Origin of the sequence: Rhodovulum visakhapatnamense, from assembly GCF_004365965.1 — a bacterium.
Lineage (GTDB): Bacteria > Pseudomonadota > Alphaproteobacteria > Rhodobacterales > Rhodobacteraceae > Rhodovulum > Rhodovulum visakhapatnamense.
Genome location: NZ_SOEB01000017.1, coordinates 57,682 through 74,394, shown reverse-complemented (window position 1 = coordinate 74,394; position 16,713 = coordinate 57,682). Strand labels below are relative to the sequence as shown.

18 protein-coding genes are annotated in these 16,713 nt (G+C 68.1%); 4 read left to right on the top strand and 14 right to left on the bottom strand.

Annotation, left to right across the window (positions count from 1 at the left end; translation table 11 throughout):
• The first annotated feature begins 52 nt into the window (after positions 1 to 52).
• The 4 genes from EV657_RS14885 to EV657_RS14870 are packed head-to-tail and all read left to right on the top strand — an operon-like array spanning position 53 to position 3,276.
• Positions 53 to 832, top strand: coding sequence for a rhomboid family intramembrane serine protease (locus EV657_RS14885; protein ID WP_243837648.1), 780 nt, complete (start codon positions 53 to 55; stop codon positions 830 to 832).
• On the top strand, positions 765 to 1,598 hold the full coding sequence (locus EV657_RS14880; RefSeq protein ID WP_243837647.1) for an SDH family Clp fold serine proteinase: 834 nt from the start codon (positions 765 to 767) through the stop codon (positions 1,596 to 1,598). The genes EV657_RS14885 and EV657_RS14880 overlap by 68 nt, the downstream gene beginning before the upstream one ends.
• 52 nt (positions 1,599 to 1,650) lie before the next feature.
• On the top strand, positions 1,651 to 2,073 hold the full coding sequence (gene trxC / locus EV657_RS14875) for a thioredoxin TrxC (RefSeq protein WP_134078627.1): 423 nt from the start codon (positions 1,651 to 1,653) through the stop codon (positions 2,071 to 2,073).
• Positions 2,074 to 2,130: 57 nt separating this feature from the next.
• Positions 2,131 to 3,276, top strand: coding sequence for a cation:proton antiporter domain-containing protein (locus EV657_RS14870; protein ID WP_134078625.1), 1,146 nt, complete (start codon positions 2,131 to 2,133; stop codon positions 3,274 to 3,276).
• A 197-nt stretch (positions 3,277 to 3,473) separates the two neighbouring features.
• Here EV657_RS14870 and EV657_RS14860 read toward each other — a convergent pair whose 3' ends face one another.
• The 14 genes from EV657_RS14860 to EV657_RS14800 all read right to left on the bottom strand — a co-directional run bounded on the left by EV657_RS14860 (position 3,474) and on the right by EV657_RS14800 (position 16,677).
• Positions 3,474 to 3,731 carry a hypothetical protein gene (locus EV657_RS14860; protein ID WP_134078622.1) on the bottom strand — a complete coding sequence of 86 codons (258 nt, stop codon included), beginning with the start codon at positions 3,729 to 3,731 and terminating at the stop codon, positions 3,474 to 3,476.
• A complete protein-coding gene (locus tag EV657_RS14855; RefSeq protein ID WP_134078621.1) occupies positions 3,728 to 4,402 on the bottom strand; it encodes a YcbK family protein in 675 nt (224 codons plus the stop codon). Before EV657_RS14855 ends, EV657_RS14860 begins: the two co-directional genes overlap by 4 nt.
• Positions 4,403 to 4,478: 76 nt before the next feature.
• The gene (locus EV657_RS14850) at positions 4,479 to 4,733 is read right to left on the bottom strand and encodes a DUF6127 family protein (RefSeq protein WP_111432025.1); all 255 of its coding nucleotides are present in this window, start codon (positions 4,731 to 4,733) and stop codon (positions 4,479 to 4,481) included.
• A gap of 53 nt (positions 4,734 to 4,786) precedes the next feature.
• Positions 4,787 to 5,863, bottom strand: a complete 1,077-nt coding sequence (locus EV657_RS14845) for a DUF2793 domain-containing protein (protein ID WP_134078619.1) — start codon at positions 5,861 to 5,863, stop codon at positions 4,787 to 4,789.
• A gap of 10 nt (positions 5,864 to 5,873) precedes the next feature.
• Positions 5,874 to 9,839 carry a baseplate multidomain protein megatron gene (locus EV657_RS14840; protein WP_123644175.1) on the bottom strand — a complete coding sequence of 1,322 codons (3,966 nt, stop codon included), beginning with the start codon at positions 9,837 to 9,839 and terminating at the stop codon, positions 5,874 to 5,876.
• Positions 9,840 to 9,848: 9 nt separating this feature from the next.
• Positions 9,849 to 10,295 (bottom strand): NlpC/P60 family protein, encoded by a 447-nt coding sequence (locus tag EV657_RS14835; RefSeq protein ID WP_093359544.1) that lies wholly within the window; start codon positions 10,293 to 10,295, stop codon positions 9,849 to 9,851.
• Positions 10,292 to 11,176 (bottom strand): DUF2163 domain-containing protein, encoded by an 885-nt coding sequence (locus EV657_RS14830; protein ID WP_093359545.1) that lies wholly within the window; start codon positions 11,174 to 11,176, stop codon positions 10,292 to 10,294. Before EV657_RS14830 ends, EV657_RS14835 begins: the two co-directional genes overlap by 4 nt.
• Positions 11,173 to 11,799 carry a DUF2460 domain-containing protein gene (locus tag EV657_RS14825; RefSeq protein WP_083548837.1) on the bottom strand — a complete coding sequence of 209 codons (627 nt, stop codon included), beginning with the start codon at positions 11,797 to 11,799 and terminating at the stop codon, positions 11,173 to 11,175. The genes EV657_RS14830 and EV657_RS14825 overlap by 4 nt, the downstream gene beginning before the upstream one ends.
• Positions 11,799 to 14,216 (bottom strand): phage tail tape measure C-terminal domain-containing protein, encoded by a 2,418-nt coding sequence (locus EV657_RS14820; protein ID WP_134078617.1) that lies wholly within the window; start codon positions 14,214 to 14,216, stop codon positions 11,799 to 11,801. The genes EV657_RS14825 and EV657_RS14820 overlap by 1 nt, the downstream gene beginning before the upstream one ends.
• Entirely contained in the window at positions 14,209 to 14,367 is a 159-nt protein-coding gene (locus EV657_RS21635) for a DUF7697 family protein (RefSeq protein WP_419181863.1), read from the bottom strand. Before EV657_RS21635 ends, EV657_RS14820 begins: the two co-directional genes overlap by 8 nt.
• 68 nt (positions 14,368 to 14,435) lie before the next feature.
• Entirely contained in the window at positions 14,436 to 14,873 is a 438-nt protein-coding gene (locus tag EV657_RS14815; protein ID WP_083548835.1) for a hypothetical protein, read from the bottom strand.
• On the bottom strand, positions 14,873 to 15,814 hold the full coding sequence (locus tag EV657_RS14810) for a phage tail tube protein (RefSeq protein WP_083548834.1): 942 nt from the start codon (positions 15,812 to 15,814) through the stop codon (positions 14,873 to 14,875). Before EV657_RS14810 ends, EV657_RS14815 begins: the two co-directional genes overlap by 1 nt.
• 24 nt (positions 15,815 to 15,838) lie before the next feature.
• A complete protein-coding gene (locus EV657_RS14805) occupies positions 15,839 to 16,255 on the bottom strand; it encodes an acyl-CoA transferase (RefSeq protein ID WP_083548833.1) in 417 nt (138 codons plus the stop codon).
• Entirely contained in the window at positions 16,252 to 16,677 is a 426-nt protein-coding gene (locus EV657_RS14800) for a MerR family transcriptional regulator (RefSeq protein ID WP_062563550.1), read from the bottom strand. The genes EV657_RS14805 and EV657_RS14800 overlap by 4 nt, the downstream gene beginning before the upstream one ends.
• Between the last annotated feature and the right edge of the window lie 36 nt (positions 16,678 to 16,713).

Below are 16,713 nucleotides of genomic sequence, written 5' to 3'. Positions count from 1 at the left end.
GGGGAAATGAGATGTTTCCATGGGCCGATACCGTTGCTCGCAGATACCCCCCGTGGCCGTCTGGTCAGTCGTCGGGATCAGCCTTCTCGCTTTCCTTTACCAGAGCGGCCTGCCGCCGCGTGCGCTCAACCGGTTCCTGTTCGACTTCGCGCTGGTGCCGTCGCGAGTCTTCGGTCAGCTCCGCCTCGTCGCCCCGTCCGACTGGACCCCGTTCCTGACCAATATCTTCCTGCACGGGGGCTGGCTGCACCTCATCTTGAACATGTGGACGCTCTGGATCTTCGGCCGCGCCGTCGAAGATCGGCTCGGACCGGGTAGATTCACACTGTTCTATCTGTTCTGTGGTGTGGCGGCCGGACTGGCTCACGCGCTGGCGAACCCCGACTCAGTCGTTCCCGCGCTTGGCGCATCGGGGGCGAGCGCGGGCGTGATCGGTTGCTACGCACGCATGTTTCCGGCGGCTCGGCTGGTGGTGATCGTGCCGATTCTGTTCATTCCCCTCTTCTTCGAAGTGCGCGCGGTCATTTTCGCGATGATCTGGTTCTTCATGCAGGTCATTCCCGGCTTTCTGTCGCTCGGCAGCGATCAGGCCACGGGCGGGATCGCCTGGTGGGCGCATATCGGCGGGTTTGTCGCCGGTTGGCTCGTAACGCCACTCCTGCGAAGGCGCGCCGACGCCTATCGCCACCATTATCGCGACGAGGGCATCTATGGCTTTCTGCCGGATGGCCGACGGGAAGGAGGACAAGGTCCATGGACATATAATGCAGCTGTTCTGGCTGTTCTTCATCATTTCGGCGCTGCAGCCGGTTCTGCAGCGCAGATATCTTGAGGCGATGCGCACACGCAAGATCGCCAACATCGAGAAGAAGCGCGGCAGTCGCGTCATTCTGCTGATTCATCGGCAGGAGACCATGAACCTGCTGGGTTTCCCCCTGATGCGCTACATCGATGTCAATGACTCGGAGGAAGTCCTGCGCGCGATCCAGATGACCGACGACGAAGTGCCGCTCGACATCGTGCTGCACACACCGGGCGGCCTTGTGCTGGCAGCAACCCAGATCGCTCGGGCCATTCAGGGCCACAAGGGCAAGGTCACCGTGTTCGTGCCGCATTACGCGATGTCGGGCGGCACGTTGATCACGCTTGCCGCCGACGAGATCGTGATGTGCCAGCATTCCTTGCTGGGACCCGTCGATCCGCAACTTGGCCAGTTGCCGGCCGCCTCGCTCCTCAAAGTCGTCGAGGAGAAACCCATCGCCGAGATCGACGACCAGACCCTGATCATGGCGGATGTCGGTCGCAAGGCCATTGCGCAGATCGAGGCATTCGCGAAGCGTCTTTTGTCCGACAAGATGGACGAGAACCGCGCGGCGGCGCTGGCGGCGAAGCTGGCGACGGGCACCTGGACCCACGATTATCCCATCTTTGCCGAAGAGGCCCGCGACATGGGCCTGCCCGTCGGACCGGACATGCCCAAGGAAATACTGGAGCTGATGACGCTCTATCCGCAGCCGGTTCGGCGCCAGGCCGGTGGCGTGGAATACCTGCCCGCGCCGCGGCAGCGAGAGGCCCGCCGCGCCATCTCCACGCGCTGAACGCTTGCATCATTCGGCCGCCGAGCCCGGATCGTCAACGAAGGGATACAGGATGCCCACGGTCGCTTGCCTGCAGTGCAATTCCACCAACAGGGTGCCGCAAGAGCGCCTGAGCGACAACCCCAATTGCGGACGCTGCGGCGCGCCTCTCTTTCAAGGCATGCCCGTCACGCTCACCGCGGCTAATTTTGACCGCCATGCGAATGCCGAACTGCCAATGCTGGTCGACTTCTGGGCAGAGTGGTGTGGGCCATGCAAGATGATGGCGCCCCAGTTCGAGGCGGCGGCGCGCTCCCTCGAACACCATGTCCGCCTGGTCAAGCTCGACACCGAGGCTGAACAGCAGATTGCCGGCCGCTACGGGATCCGCGGCATTCCCACCATGATCCTGTTCAGTAGCGGGAAGGAAATCGCGAGAACGAGCGGAGCAATGCCTGCCGCGCAGATAGCGCAGTGGGCGCGCTCGCACGTCTAGAGTTTACAGGTATTGGCCTTACCTGCGCCATGCCATCAGGAGAAGAAGGAGAAGAACATGCATGGCGTGACCGGATTTGTTGAAAGTGCGGCCTTGTTGGTCTTTGCCGCGTTCGTGCTCGTGACGATATGTTCACGGATCGGCGTGCCCAGTATCGTCGGTTACATTCTTGCCGGCATAGTCATCGGACCTGCCGGCCTCGGCCTGATTGCCGAAAACGCTGCCCTGAGCAGCATCGGCGAGATCGGAGTGGTGCTGCTGCTGTTCGCGCTCGGCCTGGAATTCTCGTTCGAGAAGCTCGTAAGGCTCAGGAAGCATGTCTTCGGTCTTGGAGCCGTGCAGGTTGCAGTCACGACGATAACGGTGTCGTTGATAGCGAGTCTGATCTTCGATCTCGCGCCCGTCCCCGCAATCCTCATCGGCGGGGCCGTTGCCATGTCATCCACGGCCATGTGCCTCAAGGTGCTCGCAAGCGCGAACGCTCTGGAATCGGCCCAAGGACGCCTGGCCATTGCGGTGCTTCTGTTTCAAGACTTGGCAGCTGTCGCATTCCTGCTTCTGCACGATTCGATGAGTGGAGCCGCCGAAGGGTATGGCGTGATAACGGTCGTCGCCAGTGCAACGGCATTGGTTGCAGCTCTGTTCATTGCCCGTGGCCCGTTGCAGTTGCTGGCCCGTTGGGTAGCGTCGCGTGGCGATCCGGAACTTGCCCAGCTTCTCGCGCTCACCATTGCACTGGGGTCTGCGATTGTCGCGGCCTCCGCCGGTCTTTCTCCGGCCCTCGCCGCATTCGCGGCCGGCATGATTATCGGCGAGGGTGACGCCCGCCATGCTGTCGAGAACGAGATTCGGCCCTTCCGCGATCTGTTTGTCGGGATTTTCTTTGTCGGCATCGGAACGCAATTGCCACTTTGGATCATTCCATCTGCATGGCCTGTGGTACTGATCTGGCTTGTCATTCTTCTCGTGGGCAAGACGCTGATTGTTATGGTCGTCGCCCGACTATTCGGCGAGTCGCTTCAGATTTCATGGCGAACTGGAATCATTCTTGCTCATGGGGGCGAGTTTAGTCTCATGCTGCTGTCGGCTTCCTCGACATCGGGCATTGTTGCAGAGGAATTCGCTGGTCCTTTACTCCTCGCGATTGGCGTGAGCATGCTGGCCGGGACGTTTATGGTCAGGTGGGCGGGGCTAAAGGTTTAGTAGGGCAAACATAAAGCTAACTATATTGCTCAGCTTACTAAGAGCACGCCCGAGCCTGATCCCGCATGACGCTGTAGTCGGCGAGCATTTCAACGATTGCGGATCCCTCCGGCAGCAGATTGAGCTCGTCGGCTGCCCGCGCCTGGAACTCCCGGCCATACTCGACCACGGGCGGGCAAGTCGCGAGCCTGCCATGCTCAGAACGAACCGTCCCGCATCCGTTCAGCAAGCTCGTGGTGATCGCGAGGACGGCGAGCCGCCGCTTCCAGCATCCGACGTTGGACGTCATTGGCCTTCTCCATGGTTTCAAGGCGTTCGGCGAGGCGTCCCGCTCGCCCGCCGGAGCGCCGAAGCGAAAGCAGGAACAGGAGCACGGCGAACGCGGTGGCGCCGTAGCGCAGAGCTACCCGCATGCACGGGCAGGCGGCGAACCCGGTCAGGAGCGCGGTGATCATCGCAGCCCCTTCTTCCAATCGTCGAGCCGAGCGTAGATCGTGACCGCGATGCCGGCGAGCGCCACCGCGATGAACACCCAGCGCAGTGTGTCGAGATACGGCACGAGCGGCAGGATCGCGGACTGGGTCTCCGCCAGGACGCTCTGAGCCACCTCGACCCCGGCGGCACCCAGCGTCGCCACACCGGCTGCGCCGCCGCCCTTCATGGTGCGGCTGTCAGCCAGCACCTCGCGCGCGGGCGTCGTCTCGGCTGCAAATGCCGTCGCCCGGACCGGGAACCGCTCGCCCCACTGGCGCGCGGGCCCGACGTCGACATGGATGAACCCCGAGCGCGGATAGAAGCCGAAGCCGAGGAATCCGACCTCCCGCGCCGCCGCCTCGAAGGCCGCTGGGTCGTGGTTCGCCATGGCGATATCGAAGGCGGCGCCGTCGAGATGCTTCGACCGCGTGGCGCCGCCGACGGCGCGGTTGTGCTCGGGGCTGCGATAGGCGGAACGCACGATCAGCGGCTTGCCCAGCCGGTCGCGCAGCGTCTGCAGCTTGTCGAGCGCGGGCTCGTTGATCAGCAGCTTGCCAGTGCCCCGGCAGGCGATCTCGGCTGGCGAGAAGTTGGGCCAGCGCCAGCTGCTCACGGGGACGTCGCGCCAGTGGTCGTAGAAGGTCGTGGTCATGGGGTTCTCCGAAACGAAAAAAAAACCCGCCTCGAGGGCGGGTGATTGCGAACTGATGAATTGGGATGGGGCGCGGCTACGGGCTGCCGCCGAAGATCTTGAGCTTGATGGCGATGCCTGCGAGCAGCGCCAGCATGACGCCGGTTGTGATCATGCGGACGGCCGTCTGCATGGCGGTGCGGCGCACCAGGCGGATGCAGTCGACGAGCGAGCGGAGATCGCGGATGTCGAGCGCGGCCTCGTCGCCGTCGAGACCGACATCGGCGAGCGCGCGCTTCGCGCCTTCCTCTGCGGCCCGGGTCAGGATCGCCTCGAATTCGGCGTCGGGCATGCGGACGAAGCCGTCGGATCGGGGTGGTGTCATCGGGATCCTCCTTCCACCGCTCAGCCGATCTTGCAGCCCCAGAAGGACGTGTGATCGGCGGCGAAGTAGCCGTCCGCGACCCGGAAATACCCCTGCAGTTCGACGGTATCGCCTGCCGTCAGCGGGACCATGGTCTGCAGCCAGATCGTGGTGGCGAGCGAGACGTGGGTGGCGGAGATCTCCCCGAAGGAGCCGCGGATTTCGGTTGTGCCGTTCAGAACGAGCCGCCCCCGCATACGCGCGGTCGTGCTGGAATTGACCTTGTAGAGCAGCGTGGCGCCGAAGAGGTAAGTGCCATCCACGGGCGCCACGAAGTGGTTGTTCGCGGCGTCGAACGCGCCTTGGTCGTTGTAGTCGGTGTTGTTCAGGCCAATCTTCGTCCAGGCCCCCACTCCAACATAGTTGTCGTAGTTGGTGTATGCCTTGAAGCGCGGCAGCCGGGGCTGATCGACGACGCCGGTGGCGTTGTCGACGCTCAGCCCGTCGAAGAAGGTGCTGCCGTCAGCAGAGACCGCGAGCCGAAAGCGGTCGGAGCCGAACAGCCCAACCAGCGCCTTGGTCACGAAGCCGGTCTGCAGGGTCAAACCGAGATCGTCGCCGGCCGCCTCCTTGTTCATGGTGTAGAACAGGTCGCCGGTGCCGCCCTCGGCCACGGTCCTCGCCGTCCAGAGCGCGGCGTTGAGCTTGGCCGAGAACGGGTTCGATGCATCCGCCGTGGTGCCAACCCCGAGGAGCGCCATGTTCTGCAGCGCCGCCGGTGTGGTCCCGAGCCAGCCCGCGCCATCGTAGACCAGCAGCAGGCCCTCGTCCTCGACCCATGCGCGCCAGCCGATCCGCGGGGGAAGTCGCAGCCAGGCGCCATCGGTCCAGAGCGCGACGTTCAGGTCCCATCCGGACCATTCGCCCGTCGCGCCCGAGGCGACGATGTAGCGATCGCCATCGGCGGGACTGCCGGGCGGCGCTGTCAGATCGCGGTCGAGCACGGAGAGCTGCACGAGCCCGTCGAGCAGCCGCAGCGCCTCGTTGTGGGTGACGTGCTTCTGGGCCTGCGCCGCCAGGATGTAGGGCAGCAGGAGATGGGTCGTGGCGTCGGACATGGGATGGCCTTCAGAGTATCAGCGTGAGGGTCTTGGGCGCGCCCCGCCCGACGAGGGCGGAGAGCTGGTAGATGCGGCTGTCGAGCGTGTCACCGGGGCCGAGCGGCGCGCCCCAATCGGCGGTCTGGTCTGCGGCGGTGTAGACCGCGCTGGTGGTGGCGGTGCTCAGCACCCGCTTAACGGTCGCGCCATCAAGGATCTCGACCTCGTAGGCTTCGAGCTCTTCTCCGAGCGGCACTTCTAGCCCGCCCCAGCTGTCGGCCGCGAGAGCTCGGGACCGGCGCGTCCAGCGGATCGTCAGATCGCCGGGCGTGCGCGGCCTGCGCCACGGCTGCTCGACATGGGCGCCGGAGAACGGCCGCAGCCCGACGCCCGCGGGCGTGAAGGATTGCGCCACATAGGTCTCGTCGCTGACGGGGCGGCTCGCCGGACCGATGCGCCAGTTCCACGGCAATCCGAGATCGGCCTCGGCAATCGGCAGGGACGCCAGCGACGCGTCCAGCACCACGACAAGAGCGCCAGCGGGCGCCGGATTGCCCATCGCGCCCTCGGTGCCGCGCTGGCCGCGCAGGAGCCGGGTCAGCCGGTATCGACCCGGCGCCAGCAGCTCGGCCGCGCCCGCCTGCACGATCTCCCAGGTGCCGGGCGCGCTCTCGATAGCCAGCGCATTGGCGCCGCCCAACAGCGTCAGGTCGGTGACGCTCTCCAGCGTGCCGGTGAGCAGATCGACCACAAGCGCATTGCCGTGGTCGAAGCGTGAGGTGGGGCCCGGATAGAAGTCCGAGACCAGCGCTCCGATCCGGGCGCGGCTGCCGAACGTGGTCAGCAACTCGAACCCGTCCGTCGAGGGGCTGCGGAACACCGCCATCTCGCCCGGCCAGGGAAGAGCGTGCGCCGCGACAAACGGTCGATGCGCGGGCTGGTCCTCGGTCAGCTGCGGCAGGTCCATCAGCACCGCGTCCGGCGCGCCGAACACCACGGCCCGCGTCAGCGACGCCGCGCGGGGATCGCCGGGCGGCAGATCGTAAGTCGCACGGTCCTGCCGCACCGCCTCGATGCCGCGCGCTGCCGCGTCGGCGATGGAGACGAGCCGCAGATCGACCAGACGCCCGTCATGCGCGAGCCGGATCGCATCGGCCGGATCGAACGCGAGGCGCGAGGGTGGCAAACGGAACGCCGCCGTCTCGCGGCCCACCCACGCCTCCATCAGCGCGCGGCGGCAGCGCCTCTCGGCCTCCTCGGGCGGCACCGCCATTGGAAAGGACTCGGACGCGATCCGGGTCGTGTCCACGGTGATGCGCCGGGCCTCGACGAGGGCCGCGTCGTAATCCTCGTCGGCGCGGGCGACCTGCCATTTCAGGGCCTGCGGCAGTTCGGTCTCCTGGCCGCGCGTCAGTTCCAGCACATCGCCCTCGCGGGTGGCCACCAGATCGTCGGGCGCGAGGGTGGCGACGGAGGCCCGGCCGCGCATGACAAAGCGGATCCCCCCCTCTGTCTCGACGGCGTCGAAGCCGAAATGCCGCGACAGCGTTGTGATCGAGGCGCGTGGGCTTTCCAGCGCCGTGATGGCGTAGCCTTCGACCGCGCCCCAGAGGCCGGTGACGTCGATCCGGGACTCGGGCAGCCCGGCGCGCAGGCAGAGGTGCCGCACGAGCGCCGCCAGCGACACCGCGCCAAGCCGTCCGGTCAGCCAGTGCCCCAGCCGCCAGTTCGCCCCGTCCGTCCAGACATCGGTCAGCGCCGGAAAGAACGGGTACGGCCGCGCGTCCCAGGTCCAGGCGGCGCATTCCGGCACATGCACCATCCGGCCGCCGTAGACCGATGACACCGGGTTGTTCGCCGGGACGCCCCACCAGAGGTACGTCGCCTCGAGATAGGCGCGCTGGATCGCGTCGTCGCGCCAGCCCCGCGAGAAATGCGGCGTGAAGCTCTCGGACGACTTCGGGTCGAAGAAGACGTTCGGCTGGTTCGTGCCCCGGTCGATGGCGGGACAGCCGAGCTCGGTGAACCAGATCGGCTTCGACTCCGGCGCCCACGCCGTCAGCGTGCCGCTCTCCACCCCGCCCGGGCGGTCGTAATGCGCGTTCGACCACCAGGCGCGAAGATCCTTGTAGCGGAAAACCCATGGCTTGCCCGCCGCGCCATCGCTGATCGGGGTGCGCACCTGTGCCACCCGATCAGCCGCACTGGCATAGAACCAGTCGAAGCCTTCCCCGCCCGCAATGTTCCCCTGCAGATAGGCCCGGTCGTAGATCGCAGGCCAGCCCGCCTGCGCATCCGCGTGCTCGAACCCGTCGCGCCAGTCCGACAGCGGCATGTAATTGTCGATGCCGACGAAATCGATCTCCGGGTCCGCCCAGAGCGGATCGAGGTGGAAGAACACGTCGCCCGAGCCGTCGCCCGGCTGGTGCCCGAAGTATTCCGACCAGTCGGCGGCGTAGCCGATCTTCGTCCCGGCCCCGAGAATGGACCGCACATCGGCAAGGAGGTCCCGATAGCCCTGCACCGCCGGATAGGTGGCCGCGCCCGAGCGGACCGTCGTCAGCCCCGGCATCTCGGTGCCGATCAGGAAGGCATCGACCCCGCCCGCCGCCGCGCAGAGATGGGCATAGTGCAGCACCATGCGGCGCAGGCCCCAGTCGCCGGGCGTGCCTGTCCACGAAACCGATTGACCCGCCACGCTGAAGCTCGCAGGTGTCGCCGCGCCAAACAGCGCCGCGACCTGGCTTGCGGCCGTGGCAGTCTTGTCGACCGATCCCGCGTAGCCTGCCGCTGGAGAACAGGTGATCCGGCCCCGCCAGGGGAAAGCGGGCTGGCCGGTCTCGGCGGCGTTGTCGGAATAGGGGTTCGGCAGGGTGTTGCCGGGCGGCACGTCCATCAGGATGAATGGGTAGAATGTCACGCGCAGCCCGCGCGCCTTCATCTCCTGGATCGCCTGCACCACGGCGAAGTCGGACGGCGTGCCGCCATAGACCGGGCGGTCCTGGTCGTCGCGGCTGACCAGGAAGGCGTTGGCACGGCTCACGCCGTTCACCGACCAACTGGCGGGCGTGGTCGACTTGGCCGAGACCTCGACGCCCGGCCGCACCTTGCAGGAGCCCGCGCGCAGGTCGTCGCCGAACCAGGCCACGACGAGGCTGACGCTCTCGACCGCAGGCGCCATCGCTTGCAGCCGGTCGAGCGCCTCCACCATGTCGGTGGAGTCGGCCAGCGCGTTCAGGTTCTCGGGCATCGTCGCGCCGCCATCGGTCTTGCGGATGGCCTGCGTGGCATATGTGAACTCGCCCGAGGCCGGGATCATGGTGACGGCGCGGGTCAGCCCCTCGGCGGTGTCGGGATCGGCGAGCGGCCGGAAGACTTCGAAGGACAGCTGCGGCAGGCGGTTGCCGTAGGTCGAAAGCGCCAGTTCCTCGAAGACGACATAGGCGGTGCCGCGATAGGCGGGCGTGTTGGCTGCGCCCATCTTCCCCGCAATGAACGGGTCCGCCGTCTGCGCCTCGTCGCCGGGATACCAGCGCCAGGTGACGCCGGAGAGGTCCATCGGCTTGCCGTCGGCCCAGATCCGGCCAATGCCGGTGATCGGGCCTTCACACAAGGCCACCGCGAAGCTGGCGTAGTACAGATACTCGGTGGTCTTGACCTTGCCGCCCCCGCCGCCCTTGCCGCCGCCCTGCGTCGTGGTCTTCGTCTCCTCGCGGAAATCGGTCGCCCAGATGATGTTGCCGCCCATCCGCATCCGGCCATAGAGCCGCGGGATCACCGCGCCCTCGGTGGCCGAGGTGATGCGCAGCGTGTCGAGCCGCGCGCCCTCGATGCGCTGGGTCGGCGCCAGCGACGAGATGATCCAGCTGTCGACGACCGAGCCGATGCTCGAGCCGATGAAGCCGCCGATGGTCGCGGCGCTCACGCCGAGGATCGCCCCGCCGATCGAACCGCCGATGGCGGCGCCGGCTGCACCGAGAACAAGCGTTGCCATGTCGGGGTCTCAGCGTTGCGGGAAGAGGAAGGCGAAGGCGATGCGCCGCCGCCAGGCATTGGTGAGCGGTTCCTCGATCACGCCGAGCCGCTCATAGGCGTGGAGGAAGGTGGCAGGACCGGTGAGGATCCCGACATGCTTGGCGATGGCGCGGGGCCTCATGCAGAAGAGGACCAGCGCGCCGGGACCGGCCTCGGCAGGCGACACCTCGATCATCATGCGCCGCGCGCCTTCGGCCAGAACCTCGCGCGGGCCGGTCTCGCCCCAGTCGCGGCTGTAAGGCAGAATCGGGAACGGCTCCGGCCCCACCACGTCGCGCCAGACCCCCCGCGCGAGCCCGAGGCAATCGCAACCGACGCCGCGCAGGCTGGCCTGGTCGTGGTACGGCGTGCCGAGCCAGGAGCGTGCGACGGCGACGACACGCGCGGGGTCGGCCGATGCGAGAGGTTGCGTCACAGCACGCCTCCCTCGTGGCCGCCATCCTTGGTGGCGTAGCGCAGCACGGCATCCTGGCCGGGGATGTGCGGGAACCCCCGGAAGTTAGCCGTGTTGGCGAACCTGGCGCCGCAGGTCTCGATCCGCTTATCGCAGCCCGCACGGATGGTGAAGGCATTGCCCTCGGAGATCTCGCGCACCGGCGCCTCGAGAAGGGTCAGCACGGCGATGCCGTCCGTCACATCATGGCCGAGAACCTCGGCCCGACGCCCCGCGTTGGAGCCACTGGTCCATTCGATGGTCCCGAAGGTGAACCAGCCGGAGGCGAAGCCGCCGAGGCCCGAAGCGGTGAAGGCGCGGTCGCGTAGAAGGTCGATCACGACGCTCGTGCCCTTGAACGCCGGGTTCTCCAGATCGACGCCGCAGCGCGCATCGCCGAGCGCGGCATCGCAGGTCGCCTGGAACGTCCGCCCGATCGTCTGGCCAAGCACATGCGCGAGCGAGCGGACTTCGGCGACGAAGGCCAGCCGCCCGCGCCGGATCTGGCCGATGGCCCCGCGCCGCATCAGCACGCGCTGGTTCGTGTCGGCCCAGTTCACCCGCCAGACTTCGACCTCGGCGTTATCCCAGCGGCCGTCGAGGATGTCGGTCTCGGTAATCCGGTCCGAGGTCAGCACGCCCTCGGCGTCCTGCGCATCGACCGAGAGGTCCGAGCCGGAACGGACCTCGGAGGCCGTCAGCCCGCTCTCGGGCTCGAAATCCGTCCCCTCGAAGCTGAGCGTCCGATCGTGGTCGGTGAAGCCGAAACTCGTGCCGTCGGCGCGCACGATCCGCCAGCACCAGGCGAGCGTCGTCGTTCCCTCGTCGAGATGGGCCTGCAGGTCGGGGTCGAGGGACTTCATCGGCGCAGTTCCAGAAGCGGGATGGAGGTGATCGAGCCGAGCCGCTCGAGGTCGAGCGTCACGTCGAGCGCGTCGGTGTCGAAACGGACCGGCACGTCGAACTCGAAGCCCGCGGTGATGGCGGCGCCAGCGCCCGGCGCGGTGCTGAAGGTGACGACGCCGGTGGCGGTGTCGACCGACCAGCCGGAAGGCTGCTCGACCCCGCCGAGCGCGATGCGCGCGGTTCCGGTCACCGGCTTCGCGACGGCGCGCGTCCAGGATTGCGCACCCGAGGCGTAGCGCTTGACCAGCTGGAAGGCGGTCGTCGCGCCGTCGCCCGTGCCGATAGACTGATCGGTGGGCGACGGCGTGCCCGAAGGCAGGCAGGACTTGTGGTCACCCCAGTCCTTGAACCGGAAGCCATGCAGGCGGCCATTGCGCGCCTCGAAGAAGGCGACGACGGCGGCCAGATCGTCGGCGCGGCGGATGCCATAGGCGACATCGTAGCGGCGGCGCGAATTGGCCCAGCTGGCGTTGCGCTCCTCGTCGCCCGAGGCGAGCTCGACGATCTGCGTGCGCCGCTCCGGTCCGCCCCGCGCACCTCGGCTGATGTTGTCGGGAAACCGGACCTCGTGAAACGCCATCACATGCCCCTCCGACCGAGCGACACGGCGCGGGCGATATCCGCGGCGACCTGCGTTCGCGATTGCCGGAAGCTCTCGGCGTCGCGGGCCATGATGGTCACGTTGACCCCGCCGCCCGCGCCGTAGCTCTGTGCCTCCCGCCGCGACAGCACGCGTTCCCCGCGCTGCAGGATCGCGGGCACCTCGTCGTGACGAAGCCCGGCCATGCCGCCACCATGCATCCGCGGCGCGGCGGCGAAGGCCATGGCCGGGACCATCCGCGAGGGTCCAGCCGATCCGACCATCCCGCCCGCATGCAGGACGTTGGCGAAGATGCCGCCCGCCCCGGAGAAGACGCCGGAGAGCGCATTGGCGATCGGCCCGAGGATGAACCGCCGCGCCGCCAGTTGGGCGAGATCGGCCAGCAGCGACGTCACCAGATCGCGGAAGTCGAGCTTGCCGGTCTTCACGAACTGGCCCACCGCGTTCTCGGCCGACTGGAAGGCGCCGACGAGGCTCTGGCCGATGTCGCCACCGATCTCGCGGGCCTTGCTGGCGTAGTCGGAGAGCGCGGCGGTGACCGCCCGCCAGCCGGTGACGGCCGCGTCGGTCGCGGGCTCCGCTACCGCAGCAGCAGCTCCGGCCGCCACACCTGCATCTGTTGCGGCGCGCCCGGCGTCGCCGAGGGACGTCTCCAGGCGCTCCGCCGCAGCGGTGGTCTCGGCCAGTGCGTCGGCGCCGTCCTCGTCGGTGCCGCGTACGGCATCGCGCAGCGCCTGCCAGCTTTCGAGGGGCGCACGGGCCCCCTCCGCCAGGTCGCGCGCCGCGCCGCGGTAAAGGTTGGCGGACTCGAGCGCCCTGTTCGCCGCCTCGGTCAGACCGAGATCGGGCGCGGAGAGCGGATTGTCCTCGAAGGCCCGATCGAAGGCCGCCTGAGCTGCCGTGGTTGCGGCAGTCGCCGCTCCCTCGAAGCGGTTCTCGATCTCGCCGAGGTCGAGGTCCGGAACCAGCGATATGCGCCGCTCCGACCCGAGCGCTTCGAGCCCCTGGTTGATGCCGCCGATAAAGCCGTTGATCCGCGAGACCACCCCGTTCAGCATCGCCTCGACGCCATCGACCAGGCTGTTGGCCGCCTGGAACGCGAGATCGCCGATGGCGGCGGGCAGCAGGCCCCAGATCGCCTTGATCGCCTCGTAGGCGCCTTCGAAGGTGTTCGCGGCCGTGTTGCCGAAGCCCACCACGCTCTCGATGGCGCTCTGCATGCCCGATGCGGCATCCGCCTTCAGGTCGAAGAACATCGCCGTGGCGGCCGCGCCCGCCGCCGCCGCGCCCATACTGATGCGTTCCCAGACCTCGACCGCGAGGTCCTTCAGGAGCGACATCGCTTCTCCGAAACCGCCGGCGCCGGAGACGAGCCGGGTGAACTGGTAGACGAGCTCGCCCGCGCCGACGATCAGCGCGCCGATGCCGGTGCGGATCAGCGCCCCGCGCAGGACAACGAGCGCCGTGGCGAGGCCCCGGACCGAGAGCGCCGCAGCCGCCATGCCGGCGACCCAACGTCCCGCGAGGAACGCCGCGAAGGTGGCGGCATAGGTGGTCAGGCGGCCGATGTTGTCCAAGAGACCGCGGGTCGCGATGCCGAGCGGCCCGGTGCGGCTGGCCACCGCCGCCATGGCATCGGCGACGGCTTCCAGCGCAGGTGCCGCTGCGACCGCCAACTGGTTCGAGAGCCCGCGCCAGACCAACCCGAGCCGCGAGATGGCGTCGTTCGTCCGCTCGATCTGGTCGGCGTCCTGCTCGGAGACGACAACCCCGAAGGCGAGGACGTCCTCTGTCGCCTGGCGCAGCGTCGCGGTGTCGATCCGGCTCATCGCGATGGAGCCTTCCTCGCCGAAGAGCTGGCCCGCGACCGCCGCGCGCTCGGCGGCAGGCACGAAGCTCTCGATCGCCGCGTTGATCGCGCCCACGCGCTGGTCCAGCGGCAAGGCGATCAGCTCATTTGCTGAAAGCCCCAGCCGGTCGAGCGCGTCGGCAGCAGGGCCGGTCCCGGCGGCCGCCTGACTGAGACGGCGCGTCAGATCCTTGGTGGCCTGCTCGATGCCGGACATGGAGACGCCCGCCAGATCGCCCGCGCGCTCCAGCGTCTGGATCGAGGCGACGGTGGTGCCGAGCGACTGCGCCAGCTTCGCCTGCGCATCGACCGTCTGCAGGCTGGACCGGATCATCGCCACGCCAGCAGCGGCTGCGGCGGCCACGGCAGCGGCAGCCGCGACCCGCACCCGCCGCGAGAAGGCCGCGAGCCGGGCGTTCGCGGCTTCCATCTCCCGGCTCAGCCGTCCGAAGCCGCGCGACCCGGCCTCGCCCACGCCTTCGAGTTCGGCGCGCACCTGCCGTCCGCCCACGGCCGCGAGGCGGACGCTGACCCTCTTCTCAGCCATGGGAATGATCCATCTTTTCGTTGAGCTTGGCCACCATCACCGCTTCGATGACGGGCAAGAGTTCACCCGCAGCAGCGGGCGGGACGCCGAGCGCATTTCCCAGAGCGAGGGCCGCGGACAGGTCCCAGCCGACCACCGCGCCGGGCAGCACGCGCAACTGACCGCCGAGGCGGCCGACGAGATCCCAGACCTGCCAGCCCTCATGGGTAAGCGGCCGGTTCAGGCGCGTCGGGCAGTCTTCGCACGCTTGCGCGCAGGCTTCGCAGTAGCGCTCGCCCCCGCCGAAGGACCACTCGGCGAGAGCGCGGAGGCGTTTTTTTCCTGTTCCAGCAGCAGGCCTTTGGACACGTAGGTCAATTGGAAGGCCTCGAAGATCGGCCAGACGTCGAGCAGCGCGTCGATGGCCTCGGGGGTGGGATCGATCGGGTTGCCGTCGGCATCGCCGATGCCCTCCCAGCCGAGCACAGCCCGTCGCGCCAGCGCCTTGGCGAAGGCGACGGCGCGCTCCTCGTCGGAAGCCTCCTCGGGCACCGCCTCGACGGCGGGGTCGCTGCGCGTCGCGACCATCAGGGCGGTCGTCAGCGGGCGCAGTTGCACCCGGACGCCGGGGGCGAGGTCATGCCAGCGCGGCGCGTTGGTCAGGTCGAGCGTCAGCATCAATACGTCTCCACGTCATTCACGAGGGTGGCGGTGCACATCCGGCCGACGACGCTGTCGCGCGCGGCCTGCCAGTCGAATGTCGCCTGGACGCCCTGCGGCCCGGAAATCTCGATCCGTGGACGCGGCAGGTAGACGGCGTGCACGGTGAAGGAGAAGCTTTCGCCTGAAGGCAGGACGTAGGCGAATTCCATCTCGCAGGCCTCGCCGTTGATCGCCTGCGTCACCAGCGTCTGGTCGGCGAAGCGCACCTCGATCCGGCCCGTCAGCGCGGCAATGGATGGATCCGCGCCATCGATGCGGCCGTCCGAGCGGATGGTCTCGATCCGGTCGAGGTTGTTGGCGTAGGTGATCTCGGCCGAGACCACATTGCCGAGGGCGGTGCCGTTCCGGGTGATCGCCCCGTTGAAATGGCCGAAGCGCTTCAACTCCAGTGCGGCGGGCGTTCCGGCACTGGTCGTGGTGCCGACCGTCTCGCCCTGCGCCACCAGCCGCGCGGTCGCGGTGAGCAGGCCCGAGCGCTGCATCTGCCAGGTGATCTGGTCGAGCACGCAGCCCGAGTACATCGCATAGCGGGGCACCTCGGGCATGCCGGTCTCGATCGACATCGAGGGCAACGTCCAGGACCCCGACTGAAATTCGTGGCTGTACGGGGCCTCCGCGCCCGTGGTCGTGGGCGCGCCGAAGGCTGCCTTCAGCCAGAAGCCGAACGCCTCGGCGTCCAGCGGCACGACGACGTCGCCGTCGGCCGTCACGGCGTCCTTGATCGGCGCTAGCGGATCGCGGCCGTAGCCGAGAAGCTCCGAATTCAGCAGCGGCTGCTCCGCGCCGAGCGACGTGCTGGCGAAGGGCATGCGGGTGAAGCCGCTGACGGGCGGCGTTCCATAGGTCGTCTCGAACGCAAGCGCCATCAGCGCTCGCGCCCCTTGGGCTCGTGCCATGTTCGTCTCCTGTGGTCGGTTGGGTCAGGCCAGCGGGTCGGCCGTGGAATAGTGCAGCACGACCGGGATAACGGCGGCCTTCAGACTCGCCGCGCCCTCGACCGGCAGATCGACCGGGCGCGGGGCTTCGGCCTCGACCCAGTCGCAGAACCCGCCCAGCGTCCGGTCGGCGGCGAGCGCTGCGCCGATGCTGGCGGTCAGCGTGTCAAAGGCGGCGTCGCGATCGGCACCCTGAACGACCGCCTCGATCTCGGCTCGGTGCTGGTAGTGATAGCGCAGCGGCGACAGCGTGACTTCGGGCGCACCTGGTTCGCCATCGCGCAGGATCATCAGGCCCTCGACCGGCATGCGCTCGGGCAGCACGTCCCCGCGCAGAGCGGTGGCGGGCAGCGCCGAGAGCCGCGCGTGCAGCGCGACGAGGATGGTTTCGCGAGGTGTCATGGGTCGGCCGAGTTGGAAATCGCGTCGAGCACCGGACAATCGGGGACTTCGGCGCCCGAACACCTGGATGCAGTTGTAGCGAGGACGGATTCGATACGCCGAAGATCCGCGATCCTCGCGCGGACATCGGCAAGGTGCCGCTCCGTCCGTTCCTTGACCTCGGCGCAGGTCGGCGCGGCGCCGTCGCCGAGCCCCATCAGCCCGCGGATGTCCTCCATCGAGAACCCGAGTTCGCGGGCGCGCAGGATGAAGCGGAGGCGTGTGGCGTGTGCGGCGGAATAGACCCGGTAGCCGGCGTCCGTGCGGGGCGGGTCGGGCAGCAGGCCGGTCTTCTCGTAATAGCGGATCGTCTCGATGTTGCAGCCGGTCGCCCGGGCCAGGTCGCCGCGTGTGAAGCCGCTCTCGCGCTCGTGATCGGTCATGGGCAAGTTTCCTCTTGAGCCTGTAGTTGCTACAGA